Raw genomic sequence first — 20,939 nt, 5'->3', positions numbered from 1 at the left:
CGAAGCGTGTTACTGAGAACGGAGTGAACAGTAACTGAAGGTCACAGAAAACCGTGAATCGTCCGACATCAATCTTGACAAATTTGTGAGTTTGTGGTAAAAATTAGATAACCAGATAAAAGAAAATATGTGCAAATGTTATAACGATAAGGTTGCATCCAGTCGGATGTGCAAAAGAGAATCCGGTGAGAATCCGGAACGATACCGTCACTGTGAAAGGGGAGCTGCTTTTATAACCACTGGGAGACCGGGAAGGGAAAGCAGCGTGGAACCAAGTCAGGAGAACTGCCTTATTGCGAGATTCAAGGGTTCGCGGTTTACGAATCTGTATTCTCCATAACAATACAGAACTTCTTTTTATGTATTTGTATTGCGCAGAGAATCATGTGTGAGCAGGCAGCCGCAGAGAGCTGCCGTTTTTTGTACATATCAGTATTCTGGAAATACATGAAAAGAGGACAATAAGAAATGAAAAGAAAAACAATGTTAGCTCTGATGCTCGCAGTTTCCATGACATGCTCTATGGGTGCAGCTACAACAGCAATGGCAGCAGAGGATTCTGCTACAGAAGAGAACGCTGAGGCAGCTGATACCACAGAGGCTTCCGATGCAGATCAGGAAGCAGCAGATAATGTAGCAGCTCTGATCGACAAGATCTATGTACAGGAAAGAAACGACACAACAGATGAGGACTGCAAGGCAGCCAAAGAAGCATGGGATGCTCTGACAGACGCTCAGAAAGAGCTGGTAGAGGGTGAGAATGCAGATCCGGATTACTTTGGACGTGACACAGGAGATGCTTCCAAGGACGATCCGCGTAACCAGGATGAGATCGGTGAGAATGAGCTTCTTGTTGTAAGCTTCGGTACTTCCTTCAATGACAGCCGTGCAGAGGATGTCAAGGGAATCGAGGATGCTCTTGCAGAAGCTTATCCGGACTGGTCTGTAAGAAGAGCATTTACAGCACAGATCATCATCAACCATGTAGAGGCAAGAGATGATGAAGTGATCGATAATATGCAGCAGGCTCTTGACCGTGCAGTAGAGAATGGTGTTAAGAACCTGGTTGTACAGCCTACTCACCTGATGCACGGTGCTGAGTACGATGAGATGACAGAAGCGATCAATGAATATAAAGATAAATTCGAGTCTGTAGCTATCGCAGAGCCAATGCTCGGCGAGGTTGGAGATGATGCAACAGTGATCAACGATGACAAGAAAGCAGTTGCTCAGGCGATCACAGATGAGGCTTGCAAAGAGGCAGGATTTGACAGTATGGATGCAGCAGCTGAGGCTGGTACAGCATTCGTATTTATGGGACATGGAACATCCCATACAGCTAATATTACATACGATCAGATGCAGACACAGATGGAAGACCTTGGATTCAAGAACGCATTCATCGGTACTGTAGAGGGTGAGCCGGAAGACACAGCCTGCGACAAGGTTATCGAGAAAGTAAAAGAAGCAGGATACAAGAACGTTGTTCTTCGTCCGCTGATGGTTGTTGCCGGAGACCATGCAAACAACGATATGGCCGGTGATGATGAGGATTCCTGGAAGAGCCAGTTTGTAGCATCCGGAAACTTCGATAAGGTTGACTGCCAGATCGAGGGTCTTGGAAGGATCGAAGCCGTTGAGAAGCTTTATGTAGAGCATACAAAGGCAGCAATCGATTCTCTGGGAAGCACTGATGAATCCGCAGATTCTGATGCAGCAGATACAGAGGCTGATTCTGCTGAGGAGTCCGCAGAATAATAAATACAAAAATATCTGAGTGAGTTCAGATACCTATAAGAAATCAATGTAACTGCCCGGAAAGATCAGGAAGACTGTTTTCCGGGCAGATTGCTGTATCTATGGAAGGGAGAAGATTATCATGAAAAAACGCTATGTAAACTTAATTCTTGCAATGGCAAGTGCATCAGTCCTGGTGCTGGGTTCTGTGCCTGCGATGGCAAAAACAGACGAAACAAAAACCGAGTCCGGTGAGGAAGCAGAAACTTCCGGAGAAAAGGATACGGATGCAGACAAAGCAGATACACTGGAAGATGGCGTTTATACAGCAGAGTTTGATACAGACAGCAGCATGTTTCATGTAAATGAGGCCAATGACAAAAAAGGAGAACTCACGGTCAAAGATGGTAAAATGACCATCCACGTAAGTCTGGTTTCCAAGAAGATCGTTAACCTGTTTGCGGGAACTGCCGAGGATGCCCAGAAGGACGGAGCAGAGATTATCGATCCGACCACAGATACAGTTAAGTACAGCGATGGTTATACAGAAGAGGTTTACGGATTTGATATCCCGGTATCGGCCATTGGTGAGGAATTTAACGTGGCGATCCTGGGAGAAAAAGGCAAATGGTACGACCATAAAGTCAGCGTAAAGGATCCTGTAAAAACAGAGGATACTGCTGAAAAAACAGCGGACGATACAGAAAAAGAAGGAGCTGCCTCTGACAAAAAGACAGCAGAAAAGTCAGATGAGTCCAAAGATGGAGAAACCTCTGACGACAAGAAATCCGAAGGGAAAAAGCCGGAAGATCTGAAGCTGGAGGATGGAACCTATGAGACTGATGTAACCCTTACAGGCGGATCAGGAAGAGCATCTGTAGAATCTCCGGCCAAAGTAGAGATCAAGGACAAAGAAGCTACGGCAACCATCATCTGGAGCAGTCCGAATTATGATTATATGATCGTGGACGGCGAAAAATATGAGCCGGTGAACAAAGACGGAAACTCCACATTTGAGATCCCGGTCACTGTCTTTGATGCAGAAATGGAAGTGACTGCAGATACTGTAGCCATGAGTACGCCTCACGAGATTGAGTATACTCTGAATTTTGATTCTTCAAGTATGAAAAAGGAAGAAAAATGAAAAAAATAATTTCATACATATTTCTGACGCTGACCCTGATCCTGGGGTGTGCTTTTGCAGTGCAGGCAGCAGAGACAGAACATAAGCCTGCGGATATTCCAGGCCTTACCTTTGACCACAGTATGGATCTTTCCTACGCAAAGGAATTTAATGTGGATTACTACAACGATGGCTATGCGCTGCTCACCATTGATCAGGAAGGACAGTTTCTTGTAGTTCCCGAGGGCAGGAAAGCACCGGAGGGGCTGGATCCTGACATTGCGGTTCTGCAGCAGCCCATAAACAATATCTATCTGGTAGCAACCTCGGCCATGGATCTTTTCCGCGCTATCGACGGGATTGACAGCATCAAGCTTTCCGGAACCAAGGAAGACGGATGGTATATCCAGGAAGCAAAGGACGCCATGGAACAGAAAAAGATGATCTATGCCGGCAAGTACAGTGCTCCGGATTACGAGCTGATCCTGAACGAGGGCTGTGATCTTGCCATTGAATCCACCATGATCCATCACAATCCGGAGGTACAGGAGAAGCTGGAGCAGTTCGGGATCCCTGTAATGGTAGAGCGTTCCAGCTATGAGAGTCATCCTCTTGGAAGAACCGAGTGGATGAAACTTTACGCAGTTCTTCTGGGAAAAGAAGATGTGGCAGAAAAGGTATTCAAAGAGCAGACGGACAAGTTGGATAAGGTTCTCACCGCAGATAAAACAGACAAGACCGTGGCGTTCTTTTATATCAACTCCGTAGGTGCGGTAAATATAAGAAAAAGCGGCGACTATGTTTCGGAAATGATTTCCCTCGCAGGAGGAAATTATGTTCCGGAGGATACGGGAGTAAATGACAATGCTCTTTCTACCATGAATATGCAGATGGAAGAATTTTATGCCAAGGCGAAGGATGCAGACTATATCATCTACAACAGTACGATCGACGGGGAACTTAAGACCATTGATGAGCTTCTTTCCAAAAGTAAGCTTCTTGCAGATTTCAAGGCAGTGAAGAACGGAAATGTCTGGTGCACAGGCAAAAATCTTTTCCAGGAAACCACCGGACTTGGAACCATGATCGAGGATATCCACACCATGCTGACTACAGATGATGATTTTCTGGATGAGCTGACCTATATGCATAAACTGAAATAAATTCCAGTGTTCGCTTTAACTCCTTTGCCGGTTTCCACCTGTGAGCAGGAAACGAAAGGATATGATAACAAAACAGAAGAGGAGTGTACCAGAAAAAATGAATGACAGAAAACGCGCAGTCCGATACGGGGTCTCGTTTGTGATCCTTGCGGTACTTTTGATCTTTTTATTTATATGGAATGTAAATTCCGGAAGTATCCACCTCTCTGTGAAGGAGATCCTGAACATCATATTCCGGCATCAGGGAGATGAAATTTCTTATAATATCGTCTGGGAGATCCGTCTTCCCAGGATACTGGCAGTGATCATCCTTGGCGGAGCACTTTCTGTTTCCGGATTTTTGCTGCAGACCTTTTTTAACAACCCTATCGCGGGACCCTTTGTACTGGGAATCTCTTCCGGTGCCAAGCTGATCGTGGCGCTTCTGATGATCTTCTTTTTAAGCAGATCGGTGTCCATCGGTTCCGGTGCCATGATCCTGGCTGCTTTTGCGGGCTCAATGATCTCCATGGGCTTTGTGCTCCTTGTGGCAAAAAAAGTCCACAACATGTCCATGCTGGTCATCAGTGGTGTTATGATTGGCTATATCTGTTCGGCCATCACAGACTTTGTGGTGACCTTTGCAGATGATTCCAACATAGTCAATCTTCACAACTGGTCACTGGGAAGCTTTTCCGGTATGACCTGGGGGAATGTGCAGACTATGGCTGTTGTGGTACTTCTTACCATGGTGATCGTATTTTTTATGTCAAAACCGATCAGCGCCTATCAGCTGGGGGAGACTTACGCGCAGAATATGGGAGTTAATATCAAGGTTTTCAGGATACTTCTGATCCTGCTTTCCAGTATTCTTTCTGCCTGTGTGACTGCTTTTGCAGGGCCAATCTCTTTCGTGGGGATCGCTGTGCCTCACATTGCAAAAAGTCTCCTGAAGACTGCCAGACCGCTGCTTGTGATCCCGGCCTGTTTTCTGGGCGGTGCAGTGTTCTGCCTGTTCTGTGATCTGATCGCAAGAACTGTATTTGCACCGACGGAGCTGAGCATCAGTTCTGTGACGGCAGTTTTCGGGGCACCGGTAGTTATCTATATCATGATTCGCAGACAGCAGAGGATATAAACGATGAAATCATATTTTTTTTATACAGATCAGCTGACCGTAGGCTATGATGGAAAACCACTGATCAAAGAGATCAATATTCAGCTGAATAAAGGAGAGATCCTGACACTGATCGGTCCCAACGGTGCCGGAAAATCTACTATTTTGAAGAGTATCACAAGACAGCTTTCTCTGATCAGTGGAACGATATATCTGGAACATGAACAGATGAGCCGGATGACCAACAGGGAAGTGTCAAAAAAACTGGCTGTAGTACTTACCGAGCGCATGCGCCCGGAGCTTATGACCTGTGAGGATGTGGTATCCACCGGACGATATCCCTATACCGGAACTCTTGGGATACTTTCCGCAGAGGACAAGGAAAAAGTTAAAAGCGCTATGGAGATGGTTCACGCCTGGGATCTGAAGGACCGGGATTTTACAGCCATCAGTGACGGACAGAGACAGCGTATCCTTCTGGCACGCGCCATCTGCCAGGAACCGGAGATCATTATCCTGGATGAGCCGACCTCCTTCCTGGATATCCGGCATAAGCTGGAGCTTCTTGCCATTTTGAAGAAGATGGTATTGGAAAAACAGATGACGGTGATCATGTCCCTTCATGAGCTGGATCTTGCCCAGAAGATTTCTGACCAGGTGATCTGTGTTCATGGAGATCACATTGAGAAATATGGTGCACCGGAGGAAATCTTTACCTCAGATTATATTCGGAAACTTTATGGCATCACCCGTGGGAGCTATAATGCAGAATTCGGCTGCGTGGAAATGGAACCTCCGGCCGGAAAACCGGAGGTATTTGTGATCGGAGGAAATGGAAGTGGGATTCCGGTATACCGGAAACTGCAGCGACAGGGGATTCCTTTTGTGACCGGAGTTCTCCATACCAATGATGCAGATTATCAGGTGGCAAAAGAACTGGCTGCAAAAGTGATCACGGAGAAGCCTTTTGAATGCATTTCAGAGTCAGCCTTTGAAGAAGCGCTGGAGTTCATGGGAAAATGTGAAAAAGTGTACTGTCCGCTGAAGGATTTTGGTATCATGAATGAAAAAAACCGGGAATTGTTGAAAAAAGCAAAAGAAACCGGAAAATTAAACAGGATCAGATAAGTTCGCTGGGAAAAAGTGAAAAGCGATAAAACGTTGTCAGAAATGTGAGATATAATTTCCGGCAGCGTTTTTTTTATATAATATAAATTACAAATATTTCTGCAGCTGTGTTATAATACAACAAGAATGACAGATCGTGAAGCGCTCACATTCGTGGAGATGTAAGTAATGGAGATGAATGTCCGCTTTACACCGCAAAAGTTAAGCAGATACAATCAATTCGAAAAAATATATGGAGGGAAGATCAATGAAAAAAAGAAACATGATCGCAGCTCTGCTCTGCAGTGCATGCCTTGTGGCAGGAAGTGTAAATCCCGTATTTGCAGATGCATCGAAGGTAGTAACACTTGGAGCAGATCTTACGGATGCTCAGAAGCAGACAATGATGAAATATTTTAATGTAAGTTCCGATCAGGTGCAGGTGATGACCATTACAAATGAGGATGAGCATAAACACCTGGATAATATCGCGCCACAGTCCCAGATCGGTTCCAGAACTTTGAGCTGTGCTTATGTGAAGCCTACACAGTCCGGCGGGATCAAGGTCCGCACAGCAAATCTGAACTGGGTGACAGGTAATATGATCGCAACCACACTTTCCACATCCGGTGTGAAGAATTGTGAAGTAGTTGCTGCCTGCCCGATGGAAGTATCCGGAACAGGTGCACTTACCGGTATTCAGATGGCATATGAGAAGGCCAGTGGAGAGAAGCTGGATGAGACCAAGACGAAGCTTGCCAACCAGGAGATCGTAACCACCGGTGAACTTGCAGATAAGGTTGGTAAAAATGAGGCGACAACAGTTGTAAATCAGTCTAAGATGGATGTGATCCAGAACGGAGTACAGAATGCAGATGAAATCCAGAATATTGTCATCAATGTGGCTGAGCAGAACAATATTTCCATAAGCCAGGACGATATTGACAGGATCGTGTCTCTTCTGGGACAGATCGCACAGCAGGATTACAATTATGATGATGTGAAGGAAACACTGGAGCAGGTAGATGCCAATACCACAGGCCAGGCCTCTTCCTCTGATGATACACTGGATGGAGAGAGCAGTGATGACACCGTAGATGTGGATGAAGATTCTTCAGATGATATCGTCAACAATGTAAATGACAGCATTCTTGGGGACGATGTGATCCAGAGCTCCACAGAAGACCCGGGTCTTGAGAAAGAAACAGGAGCAGATTCTCAGGATACAAGCAATGAGACCGGAATTCCGGATGCTACCGACGACGGAACCTATGGCAATGAGGAAAACTCGGACGAAAGCAGCACAGACGAAAGTACCTCTGATGAGAGCAGCACAGATGATAGTGCATCGGACGAGAGCAGCACAGACGAAAGTGCTTCTGACGAGAACAGCACAGATGATAGTGCATCCGATGAAACCGGAATCCCGGAAGCAACAGAAGACACAGAATCTTCAGAAAGTACAGACAGCTCAGACCAGGCAGACAGTGCAGAAAACGATACTTCTGTGCTCAGCGAAGAAGCAAAGAACAATTATGACAAATTTGTCCTCTTTGTAAAAGGCGAGTATGAGGGCGATGCAGAATCCCTTCTTGCTGCAACGGAAGATACAGAGGCAGTGGCAACTGTAATACTGGATGAGCAGACAGCGAAGAGTGTGGCAGAAACTGTTGAGAAGGATTATTATGACATTCTGAAGGATGGTACAGAATCCTATGAGGCAGATGGTACAGAGAAATATCAGAGTACAGAGCTGAATATGATGGATCAGAAGCTGAAGAAGCTGTTCGGTATTGACAGTTCCCAGGATGACACAGATGCCACAGACGTGGCAGCTGCTATTCTTGCAGATGTTCCCCAGGAAGATAAGCAGACACTTTATAAAGAAACCATGAAATATCTGGCAGGTCTTTACGGCGAGAACACGGACGCTTCCGAGGAATCCGCAGCAGAATAAAAGATCAGCAGAAAAAGAGATGAATACGCCGCAGCAGAGAAAACAACCTCTGCTGCGGTATTTTTTTGTCGTGCCGGAAAGATATCATGAAAATTTTGTGATTTACGACAAGGATTTGTGTAAGCACTGGAAAAATGGATTTTTCTGTGATAAAATTGACCGTAAATCGGTTTTGTGGACTCATACATCGCAAACCGTGACAGGGAAACGAGAAAGGGAAAAGGTAGAATTTATGAGCCTGGCAGTAGTAACATTAAAAAAAGGCGAAGGCAGATTCCTGAAATCAGGAGGCCTCTGGGTATATGACAATGAGATCGCAAGCATCATGGGAAGTTTTGTGAACGGAGATATCGTTCTGGTCCGGGACTTTGACGGATATCCGATGGGAAGAGGATTTATCAACACCAATTCCAAGATTACAGTCCGTATGCTTACCAGAGATGAGCGTACAGAGATCAGTCCGGAATTTTTGAAACAACGTGTCCGCGACGCATGGGAGTATCGTAAGAAGGTAGTAGATACCGGAAGCTGCCGTGTGATCTTCGGAGAAGCAGACTTTCTTCCGGGTCTTGTTGTGGATAAGTTTTCAGATGTGCTTGTTGTACAGTCTCTTGCACTGGGAATCGACCGTCTTAAAGAAACGATCATAGATGCACTGAAGGAAGTTCTTGCTGAGGATGGGATCCGGATCCGTGGAGTCTATGAGCGAAGTGATGCAAAGGTACGCCGCCAGGAAGGAATGGAACTTACCAAGGGATTTATCGGAGAAGAATTTCCGACACTTGTTCAGATTGAAGAGAACGGTGTGAAATATGAAGTAGATATCCGGGACGGGCAGAAGACCGGATTTTTCCTGGATCAGAAATATAACCGTCTTGCTATCCAGAAGCTCTGCAAGGGGGCGAAGGTTCTGGACTGCTTTACACATACCGGCTCTTTTGCCCTGAATGCGGGAATTGCAGGGGCACAGAGTGTTCTCGGTGTGGATGCGTCGGAAACTGCAGTTCTGCAGGCAAGACGAAACGCCAGTCTGAACGGCCTGGACGGAACAGTGAAATTCCTCTGTGAGGATGTTTTTGAGCTTCTTCCCGAGCTTGAGGAGAAGGGAGAGAAATTTGATGTTGTGGTACTGGATCCTCCGGCATTTACGAAATCCAGAAGCTCTGTAAAAAATGCCATCAAGGGATACCGTGAGATCAATCTCCGTGCAATGCGTCTTGTAAAGGACGGCGGATTTCTGGCAACCTGTTCCTGCTCTCATTTTATGACATATGAGCTGTTTACACAGACCATCGGTCAGGCAGCGAAGAATGTCCATAAGAGACTGCGCCAGGTAGAGTACCGTACACAGGCACCGGATCATCCGATCCTCTGGTCAGCTGACGAATCCTATTATCTGAAATTCTACATTTTCCAGGTATGCAATGACCGTTAGGAACTGCCTCCGGATTTTTTTACGGAAATTTTTTGGCAGTGCCGTATGGCAGTGAAAAGGAGATGCAGATCATATGAGAGACAAATTCAATAAATTTATGCAGGGACGTTATGGAGTGGATGATCTTTCCAGGTTTACCATGGGAGCTGCACTGGTTCTGATCATTCTGGCAATGTTTGCCAATATATTCAGCAGAACTGCCGGCAGCACTCTTGACATTCTCGGGGTCGCAGCGATCGTATATGCATATATACGTATTTTTTCCAGAAATATCCAGCAGCGTTATGCCGAAAATCAGAAATTCCTTCAGATGACGTCGAAGTTCCGTTTTCGCTTCAATAAAGAAAAGAATCTGATGAAGCAGAGAAAGACCCATCACATCTACAGCTGTCCGGGCTGTGGACAGAAGATACGTATTCCAAAGGGAAAGGGCAAGATCGAGATTGAATGTCCGAAATGCCACACAAAATTCGTAAAAAGGAGCTGACATGTTCGGATATGTGACCGTTAATAAACCGGAAATAAAATTCAAGGATTTTGATGTGTACCGTTCTTTTTACTGCGGCCTTTGCAGAGAACTTCGGGAGAGATACGGGATACCGGGACAGATTTCACTGACTTATGATATGACATTTGCGGTCCTTCTTTTAAGTGCCCTTTATGAACCGCCAACGAAGAAGGGAACTTCCAGGTGTGTGGTCCATCCGCTGAAGCCCCAGCCGGTACGTAAAAATACAGTAACTGAGTACTGTGCGGATATGAATGTGATCCTTACTTATTACAAATGTATGGATGACTGGCAGGATGAACACAAACCATTGCACTATGCATATGCAAGAATTCTGAAGAATTGCGGAAATATGCATATGTCTGATTATCCGGAGAAGATCCAAAGGATCCGAGGCGCACTGGAGGAGCTTTCTTCCCTGGAAAAACAGAGGGAAACCGATGTGGACCGTGTAGCCGGGTGTTCCGGACGTATCATGGAAGAGATTCTGGCCTTCCGTAAGGATGTCTGGGAATCGTCCCTGCGCCGTCTGGGATTTTATCTCGGAAAATTTATCTACATCCTGGATGCTTATGATGATGTGGAAAAAGATGCAGAAAACGGAAATTACAATCCTTTCCTTGAAAAATATAAGATAGAAGGGTTCGAGGAAGAGGTACGCCGGCTTCTTATGATGATGCTTGCAGAATGCTGCAGAGAATTTGAAAAGCTGCCGATCATCCGATACGGAGATATCCTTCGAAATATTTTATATTCCGGCGTCTGGTGCCGCTTTGCGGCAATCGGACAGAAGCGCAGGGAAGAACGGGAGAAAGAGAAAAGATGTTAGATCCATACAGCGTGCTGGGAGTTCCCAGAAACGCATCTGATGATGAAATAAAAAAGGCATACCGGAAGCTGAGCCGAAAGTATCACCCGGATGCCAATATCAATAATCCAAATAAGGATCAGGCCGAAGAAAAATTCAAAGAAGTGCAGCAGGCTTACGAACAGATCATGAAAGAGCGTGAGTACGGAAGCAGTTCCCAGAATGGTTATGGTGGCTACGGAAATTACGGTGGTTTTGGAAATTACGGAAATGCCGGTTCCAGTGCCTATCAGGATGAGGAAAGTATGCGCAGAAGGGCGGCCGCCAATTATGTGCAGAGCGGTCATTTTCAGGAAGCTATGAATGTACTGGATTCTCTTGGTCAGAAAAATGGAGAATGGTATTACCTGGCTGCTATGGCAAATATGGGAATGGGAAATAATGTAACAGCTCTGGATCAGATCCGTGAGGCAGTCCGTCAGGAACCGGATAATATGCAGTACCGTATGTTGCTCCAGAGAATGGAAGGCGGTGGCGGCTGGTATCAGCAGCGACAGGATCCCTTTGGGGGAATGCCGACCGCAGGAGGAGATATGTGTGATGCCTGCTGTAGGACCATGGCTTGTTTCATGTGCTGGCCGGGCGGCTTTTTCTGCTGCTGATGCAGAAACAAAGCGGTCATCGATATCCCGGAACTGAGAATCGGAATATCCTGAGGCAGCATGTCCATATGATTGTAAGGCGGATCAGGCAGATCCGTTTTGCGATATAGATCGCAGAGGAATTTTTCTGACAGAAATTCACAGTGCTGTCCGGAAAATGACATACTGCAGAGAAAAAGAGGAGGAAATCATTATGAGTATAAGAATTGGTATTTTAGGTTACGGAAACCTGGGACGCGGCGTGGAGTGCGCCATCAAGCATAATCCGGATACAGAGCTGGTTGCAGTATTTACCAGACGTGATCCGGAGACTGTAAAGATCCTTACAGAGACCGCAAAGGTTTATTCTGTAAAAGACGCAGAGAAGCTGAAAGATGAGATCGATGTCCTGATCATCTGTGGAGGAAGTGCGACAGATCTTCCTGTTCAGACACCGGAGTATGTAAAATATTTCAATGTTGTGGACAGCTTTGATACACATAAGAAAATCCCGGAGCATTTTGCAAATGTTGACAAGGCAGCAACAGAGAGTGGACATGTAGGAATCATTTCCGTAGGCTGGGATCCCGGAATGTTTTCTCTGAACCGTATGTATGCAAATGCGATCCTTACAAATGGAAACGACTACACATTCTGGGGCAAGGGTGTCAGCCAGGGACATTCTGATGCAGTCCGCCGCATCAAAGGCGTAAAGGATGCAAAGCAGTACACCATTCCGGTAGAAGCTGCACTTGAGGCAGTAAGAAACGGAGAAAATCCGGAGCTTACCACACGTCAGAAACATACAAGAGAGTGCTTCGTAGTTGCTGAGGAGGGTGCTGATCTTGCACGTATCGAGGAAGAGATCAAGACCATGCCGAATTACTTTGACGAGTATGATACAACGGTACATTTCATTTCTCAGGAAGAGCTGGATCGTGACCACAGCGGTATTCCACACGGCGGTTTTGTGATCCGCAGTGGAAAAACAGGCTGGAACAATGAGAATAGCCATGTGATCGAGTACAGCCTGAAGCTGGATTCCAATCCTGAGTTCACATCTTCTGTGATCGTTGCCTATGCAAGAGCTGCATACCGTATGAATCAGGAAGGACAGAAGGGCTGCAAGACAGTATTTGATGTTGCACCTGCATATTTAAGTGCCCTTGACGGAGCAGAGCTTCGCAAAAAATTTCTGTAAGGATCTGTAACAGATCTGTAACAGACAGGAGTAAAACTGCATAAAGGATCATATCCCCGGAGCATCAGTGAATATTTCTGATGTTTCGGGGATTTTTTCTGCATAAAATCAACATTGGTAATACCGGAATGACATTTTTTCTGAAAGAAAAGGAAAGAGTTGACGGACTGTAAAGAATGTTATATAATATGGACGTAAAATTGTAACAAAATTGTAATGTTTACGATCAGCCGGACTTAAGAAATAGTAAATATCAATGATCTATCTATCAAAGGAAGGTATGTATGCGAAAATTAAGCAGAAAATGGAAACTCTGGGGACTTTTTTTTGTTCTGATGTTCTTTGCAGCCGGAGCAACTGTACATACAACGGCAACCGATGTACAAGCTGCGGCCAAGAACGGCTTTAAGACCGAAAAAGGAAAATCCTATTATTATCAGAATGGCCAGAAGGTAAAAGGCTGGCTTACACTGAACGGGAAGAAATATTTTTTTAATAAATCCACAGGCGTGCAGATGAAGCGCTGGGCTAAGGATTCCAAGGGCAAACGATATTTTTATAATGTTAACGGTGTCAAGGGCTATATGGCAACAGGCTGGCTTACAGACAGAGAGAACAATACCCGCTATTTTAATCCCACCAGCGGATATATGACAACGAGATGGGCCACGATCAGTAATAAGAAATATTATTTCTACAGCGGCAGTGGTGTTGCTGCAAGAAGCGTATTCCTTACAGACAAGAAGAATGTGACCAGATATTTTACCAGCAAATGCTTTATGGCAAAGGGCTGGGCAACGAATAAGAAAAAGCAGAAGCGTTATTTTGATCCAAACACGGGAGCTATGTATAAGGGCTTTAAGAAGATCGGCAGCAATACCTATTATTTTTACAGCAAGAGCGGCGTGATGGCTACCGGATGGGTCACAAATTCCAAAAAAGGATATAAATATTATTTTGATCCGTCAACCGGTGTCATGGCTACGGGAACGAAGACGATCGATGGCAAGAAGTATACATTTGGCAGCAATGGTGTCCTGGATACCAACCCGGGTACTGCTACAGTTACAAGCTCCAGGACCATCAAGAATTTCCTCGCCAATGCATTACTTCCGGTAGGAAAGACTCTTTACGTATGGGGCGGCGGCCACAACTGGTCAGATGCGACCAGAAAGGGCATCAGTCCAAAATGGAAACAGTGGTATGACAGCAATTCCAGCTCCTATAATTACAGATATTATATGGATCTCAGTGAAGCTACAGAACAGAAGGGCCTTGACTGCTCCGGCTTTGTAGGATGGTCTGTATATCAGATCATGCAGAGCAGATCCGGCGGACCCCAGTATACTACTGTTTCCGGAGATATTGGATCTTTATATTCCGGTAAGGGAATGGGAACCATCGTTTCCCAGTCTCAGCTGGCAAGCTCAAACTGGAAGCTTTATCCGGGAGATATCGGATACAACAGCGGACATACCTGGATCGTTCTCGGACAGTGTTCTGATAAGAGTGTTGTGATTCTCCACTGTACACCTAATGCCGGCGTACAGATTTCCGGAACACCGACACCAAGCGGAACTTACGGAAGCCAGGCGATCAAGCTGGCAGAAACTTACATGTCCAGGTATCCTGGAGTCAGCAAATATGATTATCATGAATCCAGCGGTAATTATATCCGAAACGGTGCATACTTCAGATGGAACAGAAGCACACTTTCCGATCCCAACGGATATCTGAAGAAAACAGCCAACCAGATCCTTGCAGATCTTTTCTGATCGGAAATACGCGGAAAGAAATTTATATGTAATAAATGACTATAAGAAACATGCGAGGAGAACCTGAGATATCACAGGTTCTCCTTTTTGATGTCAAAATCATTAATAAATGTTACAAAGTTTTAAACTAATTAATAGAAAATCCTTGCAATCCAAATAACACTGTGTTAATATATAAAAAGATTGAAACAAGATATTTCAAAAGTATTACAAAAAAACCAACGAAGCGGATGGTCAGATCCGCTGTATTAAATTAGAATCAGATTGCGAGGGTGAACAGTCATGAAGAAAAGGATATTATGTCTGACACTGGCGCTCATCATCAGCGGAGCACAGGTAGTCAGCGTAAGCGCAACAAGAGAAGATGAGGCAGCACTTCAGCAGGAGATGGATGCGACCAATGAACAGCTGAATGCGACTTATTCCAGATTGGATGAGCTTTCCTCACAGAAGTCACAGATTGAAGGCGAGATTTCAACTCTTGATGCCAATCTTGTAAACGTGATGGTTTCGATCCAGACACTGGAAGGAGATATCTCCAATAAGGAAGCCGACATTGCATCTACACAGACCAACCTTGAGAAGGCCAAAAATGCCAAGCAGAAACAGTATGAGGCAATGAAGAAACGTATCCAGTATCTCTATGAGAAGGGTGGAGACGATGCATGGTTCCAGATGATGCTGAATGCAGAGAACCTGTCTGACCTTCTTACAAGAGCAGAGTACACACAGAAGACTTATGAGCAGGACCGTAAGAGCCTTGAAAAATATTCCAATACGATCCAGCAGGTGGCAAACCTGGAAGCACAGTACACACAGGAGAAGGCAGAGCTGGAGGGGATGAAGCAGGAATATGAAGCAGAGTCCCAGAACCTGCAGGCACAGCTGGATGAGAAGCGTGCCACATCCGCAGATTATGATAATGAGATCGCCTACGCACAGCAGCAGGCTACAGATTATGCAAACCTTCTTGCAGAGCAGACTGCAGAGCTTCAGAGATTAGAGGCTGAGCGTATTGCAGCAGAGGAAGAGGCAAGACGTCAGGCCGAGGCTGAAGCAGCAGCGAGAGCACAGGCTGAGGCAGAAGAGGAAGCAAGACGCCAGGCAGAGCAGGAAGCACAGCAGGATGAGGCGGACGAGAGCGAAGATGTACAGTACGATGAGGACGGCAACGTGATCGAGAATACAGATGAGGATACTGCAGAGGATGACACCGAGCATGTGGATGAAGATGCAGACAATGGTGAAAATGATGATGCGTCCGGGGATACTGAGAATACAGAGGATAATGCAGACGCAGATTACGATAACAGCACAGATGCATCCGAAGAAAGTGCAGAGGACACATCCTCAGACAGTGACAGTTCTTCTTACAGCAGCGGTTCAGGATCTTCTGTTGTGAATTATGCCACACAGTTTGTAGGAAATCCTTACGTATGGGGCGGAACAAGCCTTACCAATGGTGCAGACTGCTCCGGATTTGTACAGAGTGTCTATGCGAACTTCGGAGTCAGCCTTCCGAGAACATCCTATGAGCAGCAGAATGCAGGTACAGAAGTATCCTACGCAGATGCACAGCCGGGAGATTTGATCTGCTATGGCGGACACGTGGCTATTTACATGGGTAATGGCCAGATCGTTCATGCATCGAACTCTCAGGACGGGATCAAGATCAGCAATGATGCTACATACAGAACAATTGTATCTGTAAGACGTCTTGTATAATAAGAACGTACAACAGAAAATAAAAACACAGCAGCCCGACAGCAGTTTGTCGGGCTGTTTTTTATGTCGTAAAAAACACTGAAAACCCATGGAACGGAGTAAACAGCAACAAAATATGCTCATAAATATATAAATATTGAAAATAGTATTGACATATAATTAACAGGATGTTATTATGATGTCAGTATAATTCCATATTGAACATAGCAAGTGCTGAGGATGGCTGACAGTTATGTATTGATTATCAGAGGTCCGCAGAAAAGGGAATCAGGTGTGAAACCTGAGCGATCCGGTCACTGTAACGGAGGAGCAAATCTCATAGTCCATTGTACGTATGTATGAGAAGGAGAGAGGAGCCATGATCCCGGAGCCAGGAAACCTGCTTGTTATGGCGAGGTTAAACTTCCGTGTAAAGTGTAACAACCATTTCAGGGACTCCGCACCCCTGGGACGTTGTCTACTTTTTTACGAGAGTAGGCATTTTTTTATGGAATGCGCCTGTTCATATGAATTATACATGATTAAATGGCAGGCGATACTACTCCGGATACATTCGTTCCCTCCGCGCACTCATGAACGGATTATATTTCTACCCCGGGGTGGCATCGCTACCTCTTTTTTTATAGGAAAATTTATGCGTGGTTATGTCAGGAGAGGAGAAAAGAGCCATGGAGAAGCCATACTGGGAAGGCAAAGAATACTCTTACTTCAGCCACAAAAATTGTGAGTACTTTCCATGCCATAAAGGAGCAGATCCGGAGAACTTCAACTGTCTGTTCTGCTATTGTCCTTTATATGCACTGGGAGATAAATGTGGTGGTAATTTTCGCTTTACGGAAAGCGGCATCAAAGACTGCACCGAATGCAAGCTTCCTCACAGAAGAGAGAACTTCGGATATGTTACAGGTAAATATAGCGAGCTTGCGGAAATTGTACGGAAGCAGCGGGAAAAATAAAAAACAGGTCAGTTCAGATACAGGAAAATGTATATTCCTGTGTTTGAACTGGCCTGTTTTGTTTTGGGGTGGACAATAGCTGTTATCTGTCGGAAAAAATACAGAAGATCATTCTCTGGTTTGGAGAAAAACCTTGAGTCTGGGAAGCTGGTTGTTGAGGATCAGCTGTTCTGGAAACATGGCCTGATGAACAAACTCAGCAGCATAGGTAAAATCTCCGATATGCTCCGGGCCATGGCTGTCACTGGAAAGAAGCAGCGGCAGATCATATTTGCGGCAGCATCGAAGGATCTCGAAACAGTTTTCTCTTGTGTCGCCACGATAGCCATAAGGTGCAAGAGAAGCTTCGTTGATCTCAAAGATCGTGCCGGTTTCCCTGGCAGCCCTTGCAAGCGCATCATAATTAACCGGGTAATGAGTGTTATCACTATGTCCGAGGATCTTCACACAGGGGTTTTTCATTACATTGATAAAAGCTTCTGTGTTTTCGGCTCTGGTACCGCAGCGGTAATTCCAGGCATGCATGCTGGCAATGGCGTAATCAAGTTTACATAATAATTCCTGGTCTAAATCTACCGTTCCGCTGCGGTCAAGGATATTCAGTTCAATTCCGTAGAGTAATTCCACACCGAAATGTTTTTTAGGAGAATAGGTAAGGCTGCGGAAATAGGAGGAAGTTCCGGCTGCAAGAGTGCCGGGACCGTGATCAGTGATCCCGAGAAGCCGGAGACCTTTCTCAGCAGCTGCACGTGCCATGTTGGTGATGGTACATTCCGTGCCGTGACCACTGGCGATGGAGTGGGTATGCATATCAGAAAGATACATAAAAATACACCTCTTTTACTGTTTGAGAACATGTAACAGAGTGGAATGCGAATGTCCGCTTTACATAAATTTTTTTTGAAAAACAAAGGAATTTCTATATAAATCCAAGTATGGCAGAGCAGAAAAGCAAAGTCAATAGAGAAAAACATAAAAATACAAAAAACAAATAAAATCAACAGGGTGCAACCAATAAAAACCACAAAAACAGCTAGAAACACATGTTGGATTTCGTTGACATCGAAGTAGGGGTAAGGTATAATAAAACTACATGAGCACATAGCCGGACAGGAGCGGTTCTGGAAGCGCAGAGGCAGACAGATCACCAGAAACAACCGGTTATGAGAAAGGAGAATCATGGAGAAATTTCATATAGCAGATGTTCCGAAAACAGACAGGATCACACATCTTGTAGATAATCTTTATGCAAAGATGCCGGTGATCGAATCTGCCAGAGCAAAACTGATCACAGAGTCTTACAAAGCAACAGAAGACGAGCCGATCATCACCCGCAGGGCCAAGGCATTTGCCCACATCCTGCACAACATTCCAATCATCATCCGTGATGAGGAGCTGATCGTCGGAAGCAGCACTTTGGCGCCGAGAGGATGTCAGACGTTTCCGGAGTATTCTTTCCAGTGGCTGGAGGATGAGCTGGATACAGTGGCTACCAGAACAGCCGATCCATTTTATATTGCGGAGGAAACCAAGGCGGAGCTCCGTGAGGTACATAAATACTGGAAAGGTAAGACTACCAGTGAGCTTGCAACCTCCTACATGGCACCGGAAGCGATTCTTGCCATTGACCACAATATTTTTACACCCGGAAACTATTTCTACAATGGTGTAGGACACGTAACCGTTAAATATGAAGAAGTTCTGGCAATCGGTTATGAAGGAATCATTGCCAAAGCTCAGAAGGAACTGGATGAGTGTAATGTAGGAGATGGTGATTACGCAAAGAAATCCCGTTTCCTGGAAGCAGTTATCATGAGCTGTCAGGCAGTTATTGACTATGCACATCGCTATGCCGAGCTCGCAGAACAGATGGCATATCAGTGTCAGGATCCGACCAGAAAACAGGAACTCCTTCAGATCGCATCCAATTGTACACACGTACCGGCAAAGGGCGCCCGTAACTTCTATGAGGCGTGCCAGTCCTTCTGGTTTGTACAGCAGCTGATCCAGATGGAAAGCAGCGGACATTCTATTTCTCCGGGACGTTTTGACCAGTATATGTATCCGTATTACAAGAGTGATATGGAAGCAGGCAATCTTACCAGAGAATTTGCCCAGGAACTGATGGACTGTATATGGGTAAAATTAAACGACCTGAATAAATGTCGTGATGCTGCATCTGCAGAGGGTTTTGCAGGCTACAGCCTTTTCCAGAACTTGATCGCAGGTGGTCAGAACAAGGATGGCGAGGATGTGACCAATGATCTCTCCTTTATGTGCATCCAGGCGTCTATGCATGTGCATCTTCCGGCACCGTCTCTTTCTGTAAGAGTATGGAACGGATCTCCGCATGAATTCCTGATCAAGGCTGCAGAGCTTACAAGAACAGGAATCGGACTCCCGGCTTATTACAATGATGAGGTTATCATTCCTGCACTGCAGAACCGTGGCCTTTCTCTTGCAGATGCCAGAGAATATAACATCATCGGTTGTGTAGAACCGCAGAAGGCAGGTAAGACAGAGGGCTGGCATGACGCTGCATTCTTTAACATGTGTCGTCCGCTGGAGATGGTTTTCTCCAATGGTATGGACAAAGGGGTACAGATCAGTGTCCAGACCGGCGATGTCACAGAGATGAAGAGCTTCGATGAGTTCTATGATGCATATAAGAAACAGATGGAATATTTCATTTCCCTGCTTGTAAATGCTGATAATGCCATTGATGTGGCACATGCGGAGAGATGTCCGCTTCCATTCCTTTCCTGTATGGTGGATGACTGTCTGAAACGAGGCAAATCCGTTCAGGAAGGCGGAGCTGTTTATAACTTTACAGGTCCTCAGGGATTTGGTATTGCAAACATGGCAGATTCTCTGTATGCGATCCGCAAGCTTGTATATGAAGAAAAGAAGATGACCATGGAGGAGTTGAAGGAGGCTCTGGCATGGAACTACGGCAAGGGTATCGATGCACAGGCTGCAGCAGATATCACCACCATCGTTATGCAGAAGCTCCAGGAGAATGGCATCAGTGTAAATGAGCAGACCGCAACAGCTGTTATGACAGCAGCTCTCGGAACAGAGCCATCTCCGGAGAAGAAGGCAAGATTCGAAGAGATCCACAAGATGATTGATGAGGTTCCGAAATTTGGAAATGATATCCCGGATGTGGACTACTTTGCAAGAGATGTGGCTTATACTTACACAAGACCGCTTCAGAAATATATGAACCCAAGAGGCGGACATTATCAGGCGGGACTTTATCCTGTATCTGCAAATGTTCCGCTTGGCGGACAGACCGGTGCAACACCGGATGGCCGTTACGCACATACTCCGGTAGCAGATGGTGTTTCCCCGTCAGCCGGCAAGGATGTGAAGGGACCGACAGCTGCGGCAACTTCTGTATCACGTCTGGATCATTTTATCGTATCCAACGGAACACTGTTTAATCAGAAATTCCATCCGTCAGCACTTGCAGGAAGAGAAGGACTGGAGAAATTCGTGGCATTGATCCGAGGATACTTTGATCAGAAGGGCATGCATATGCAGTTTAATGTTGTTGACAGAGAAACACTTCTGGATGCACAGAAACATCCTGAGAAGTACAAACATCTGGTTGTACGTGTTGCAGGCTACAGCGCATTGTTCACTACACTTTCCAGATCTCTGCAGGATGATATCATCAGAAGAACAGAGCAGGGCTTCTAAAG

Annotated in this window: 16 protein-coding genes and 2 riboswitches; of the genes, 15 read left to right on the top strand and 1 reads right to left on the bottom strand. The window is 45.5% G+C overall.

Translation table 11 applies throughout. The features are described 5' to 3' along the window. The first annotated feature begins 132 nt into the window (after window positions 1-132). Window positions 133-307: riboswitch (cobalamin riboswitch) on the top strand. A gap of 161 nt (window positions 308-468) precedes the next feature. From MUB50_RS00275 to MUB50_RS00210, 14 genes are all read left to right on the top strand, one after another. Then, the gene (locus MUB50_RS00275) at window positions 469-1,758 is read left to right on the top strand and encodes a sirohydrochlorin cobaltochelatase (RefSeq protein WP_118513176.1); all 1,290 of its coding nucleotides are present in this window, start codon (window positions 469-471) and stop codon (window positions 1,756-1,758) included. 121 nt (window positions 1,759-1,879) lie between these two features. Further along, window positions 1,880-2,881 (top strand): hypothetical protein, encoded by a 1,002-nt coding sequence (locus MUB50_RS00270; RefSeq protein ID WP_244791358.1) that lies wholly within the window; start codon window positions 1,880-1,882, stop codon window positions 2,879-2,881. Beyond that, window positions 2,878-4,023, top strand: coding sequence for an ABC transporter substrate-binding protein (locus tag MUB50_RS00265; RefSeq protein WP_118623574.1), 1,146 nt, complete (start codon window positions 2,878-2,880; stop codon window positions 4,021-4,023). The genes MUB50_RS00270 and MUB50_RS00265 overlap by 4 nt, the downstream gene beginning before the upstream one ends. A 97-nt stretch (window positions 4,024-4,120) precedes the next feature. Continuing rightward, on the top strand, window positions 4,121-5,140 hold the full coding sequence (locus tag MUB50_RS00260) for a FecCD family ABC transporter permease (RefSeq protein WP_244791356.1): 1,020 nt from the start codon (window positions 4,121-4,123) through the stop codon (window positions 5,138-5,140). A 3-nt stretch (window positions 5,141-5,143) separates the two neighbouring features. Next, window positions 5,144-6,247 carry an ABC transporter ATP-binding protein gene (locus MUB50_RS00255; protein ID WP_118623576.1) on the top strand — a complete coding sequence of 368 codons (1,104 nt, stop codon included), beginning with the start codon at window positions 5,144-5,146 and terminating at the stop codon, window positions 6,245-6,247. Between the two features lie 247 nt (window positions 6,248-6,494). Next, window positions 6,495-8,183, top strand: a complete 1,689-nt coding sequence (locus MUB50_RS00250; RefSeq protein ID WP_118623578.1) for a DUF1002 domain-containing protein — start codon at window positions 6,495-6,497, stop codon at window positions 8,181-8,183. Window positions 8,184-8,415: 232 nt separating this feature from the next. Then, complete coding sequence (locus tag MUB50_RS00245) at window positions 8,416-9,618, top strand: class I SAM-dependent rRNA methyltransferase (RefSeq protein ID WP_015525970.1); 1,203 nt, start codon at window positions 8,416-8,418, stop codon at window positions 9,616-9,618. A gap of 73 nt (window positions 9,619-9,691) precedes the next feature. Further along, the gene (locus MUB50_RS00240; protein WP_118623580.1) at window positions 9,692-10,105 is read left to right on the top strand and encodes a hypothetical protein; all 414 of its coding nucleotides are present in this window, start codon (window positions 9,692-9,694) and stop codon (window positions 10,103-10,105) included. A 1-nt stretch (window position 10,106) separates the two neighbouring features. Beyond that, the gene (locus tag MUB50_RS00235) at window positions 10,107-10,955 is read left to right on the top strand and encodes a DUF5685 family protein (protein ID WP_118623582.1); all 849 of its coding nucleotides are present in this window, start codon (window positions 10,107-10,109) and stop codon (window positions 10,953-10,955) included. Next, the gene (locus tag MUB50_RS00230) at window positions 10,949-11,596 is read left to right on the top strand and encodes a J domain-containing protein (protein ID WP_021651556.1); all 648 of its coding nucleotides are present in this window, start codon (window positions 10,949-10,951) and stop codon (window positions 11,594-11,596) included. Before MUB50_RS00235 ends, MUB50_RS00230 begins: the two co-directional genes overlap by 7 nt. 193 nt (window positions 11,597-11,789) lie before the next feature. Beyond that, complete coding sequence (locus MUB50_RS00225) at window positions 11,790-12,776, top strand: diaminopimelate dehydrogenase (RefSeq protein WP_110104065.1); 987 nt, start codon at window positions 11,790-11,792, stop codon at window positions 12,774-12,776. Window positions 12,777-13,060: 284 nt separating this feature from the next. Then, window positions 13,061-14,551, top strand: coding sequence for an N-acetylmuramoyl-L-alanine amidase family protein (locus MUB50_RS00220; protein ID WP_118623584.1), 1,491 nt, complete (start codon window positions 13,061-13,063; stop codon window positions 14,549-14,551). Window positions 14,552-14,833: 282 nt separating this feature from the next. Further along, the gene (locus MUB50_RS00215; RefSeq protein WP_118513167.1) at window positions 14,834-16,276 is read left to right on the top strand and encodes a C40 family peptidase; all 1,443 of its coding nucleotides are present in this window, start codon (window positions 14,834-14,836) and stop codon (window positions 16,274-16,276) included. A gap of 231 nt (window positions 16,277-16,507) precedes the next feature. Then, a riboswitch (cobalamin riboswitch) is annotated at window positions 16,508-16,677 on the top strand. 267 nt (window positions 16,678-16,944) lie between these two features. Continuing rightward, window positions 16,945-17,232 carry a cysteine-rich small domain-containing protein gene (locus MUB50_RS00210; protein WP_173723397.1) on the top strand — a complete coding sequence of 96 codons (288 nt, stop codon included), beginning with the start codon at window positions 16,945-16,947 and terminating at the stop codon, window positions 17,230-17,232. 108 nt (window positions 17,233-17,340) lie between these two features. On the opposite strand, the gene MUB50_RS00205 is transcribed toward MUB50_RS00210, so the two are convergent. Then, the gene (locus MUB50_RS00205; RefSeq protein WP_118623586.1) at window positions 17,341-18,057 is read right to left on the bottom strand and encodes a phosphatase; all 717 of its coding nucleotides are present in this window, start codon (window positions 18,055-18,057) and stop codon (window positions 17,341-17,343) included. Between the two features lie 354 nt (window positions 18,058-18,411). Between MUB50_RS00205 and MUB50_RS00200 the strand changes: the two genes are divergently transcribed. Continuing rightward, window positions 18,412-20,937, top strand: coding sequence for a glycyl radical protein (locus MUB50_RS00200; protein WP_118623588.1), 2,526 nt, complete (start codon window positions 18,412-18,414; stop codon window positions 20,935-20,937). The last annotated feature ends 2 nt before the right edge of the window (window positions 20,938-20,939 follow it).

This window comes from Blautia sp. NSJ-140 (assembly GCF_022868965.1).
Taxonomy (GTDB): Bacteria; Bacillota; Clostridia; order Lachnospirales; family Lachnospiraceae; genus Blautia_A.
Note: the sequence above shows the minus strand (reverse complement) of the source record. Positions and strands in the feature narration are given on the sequence as shown.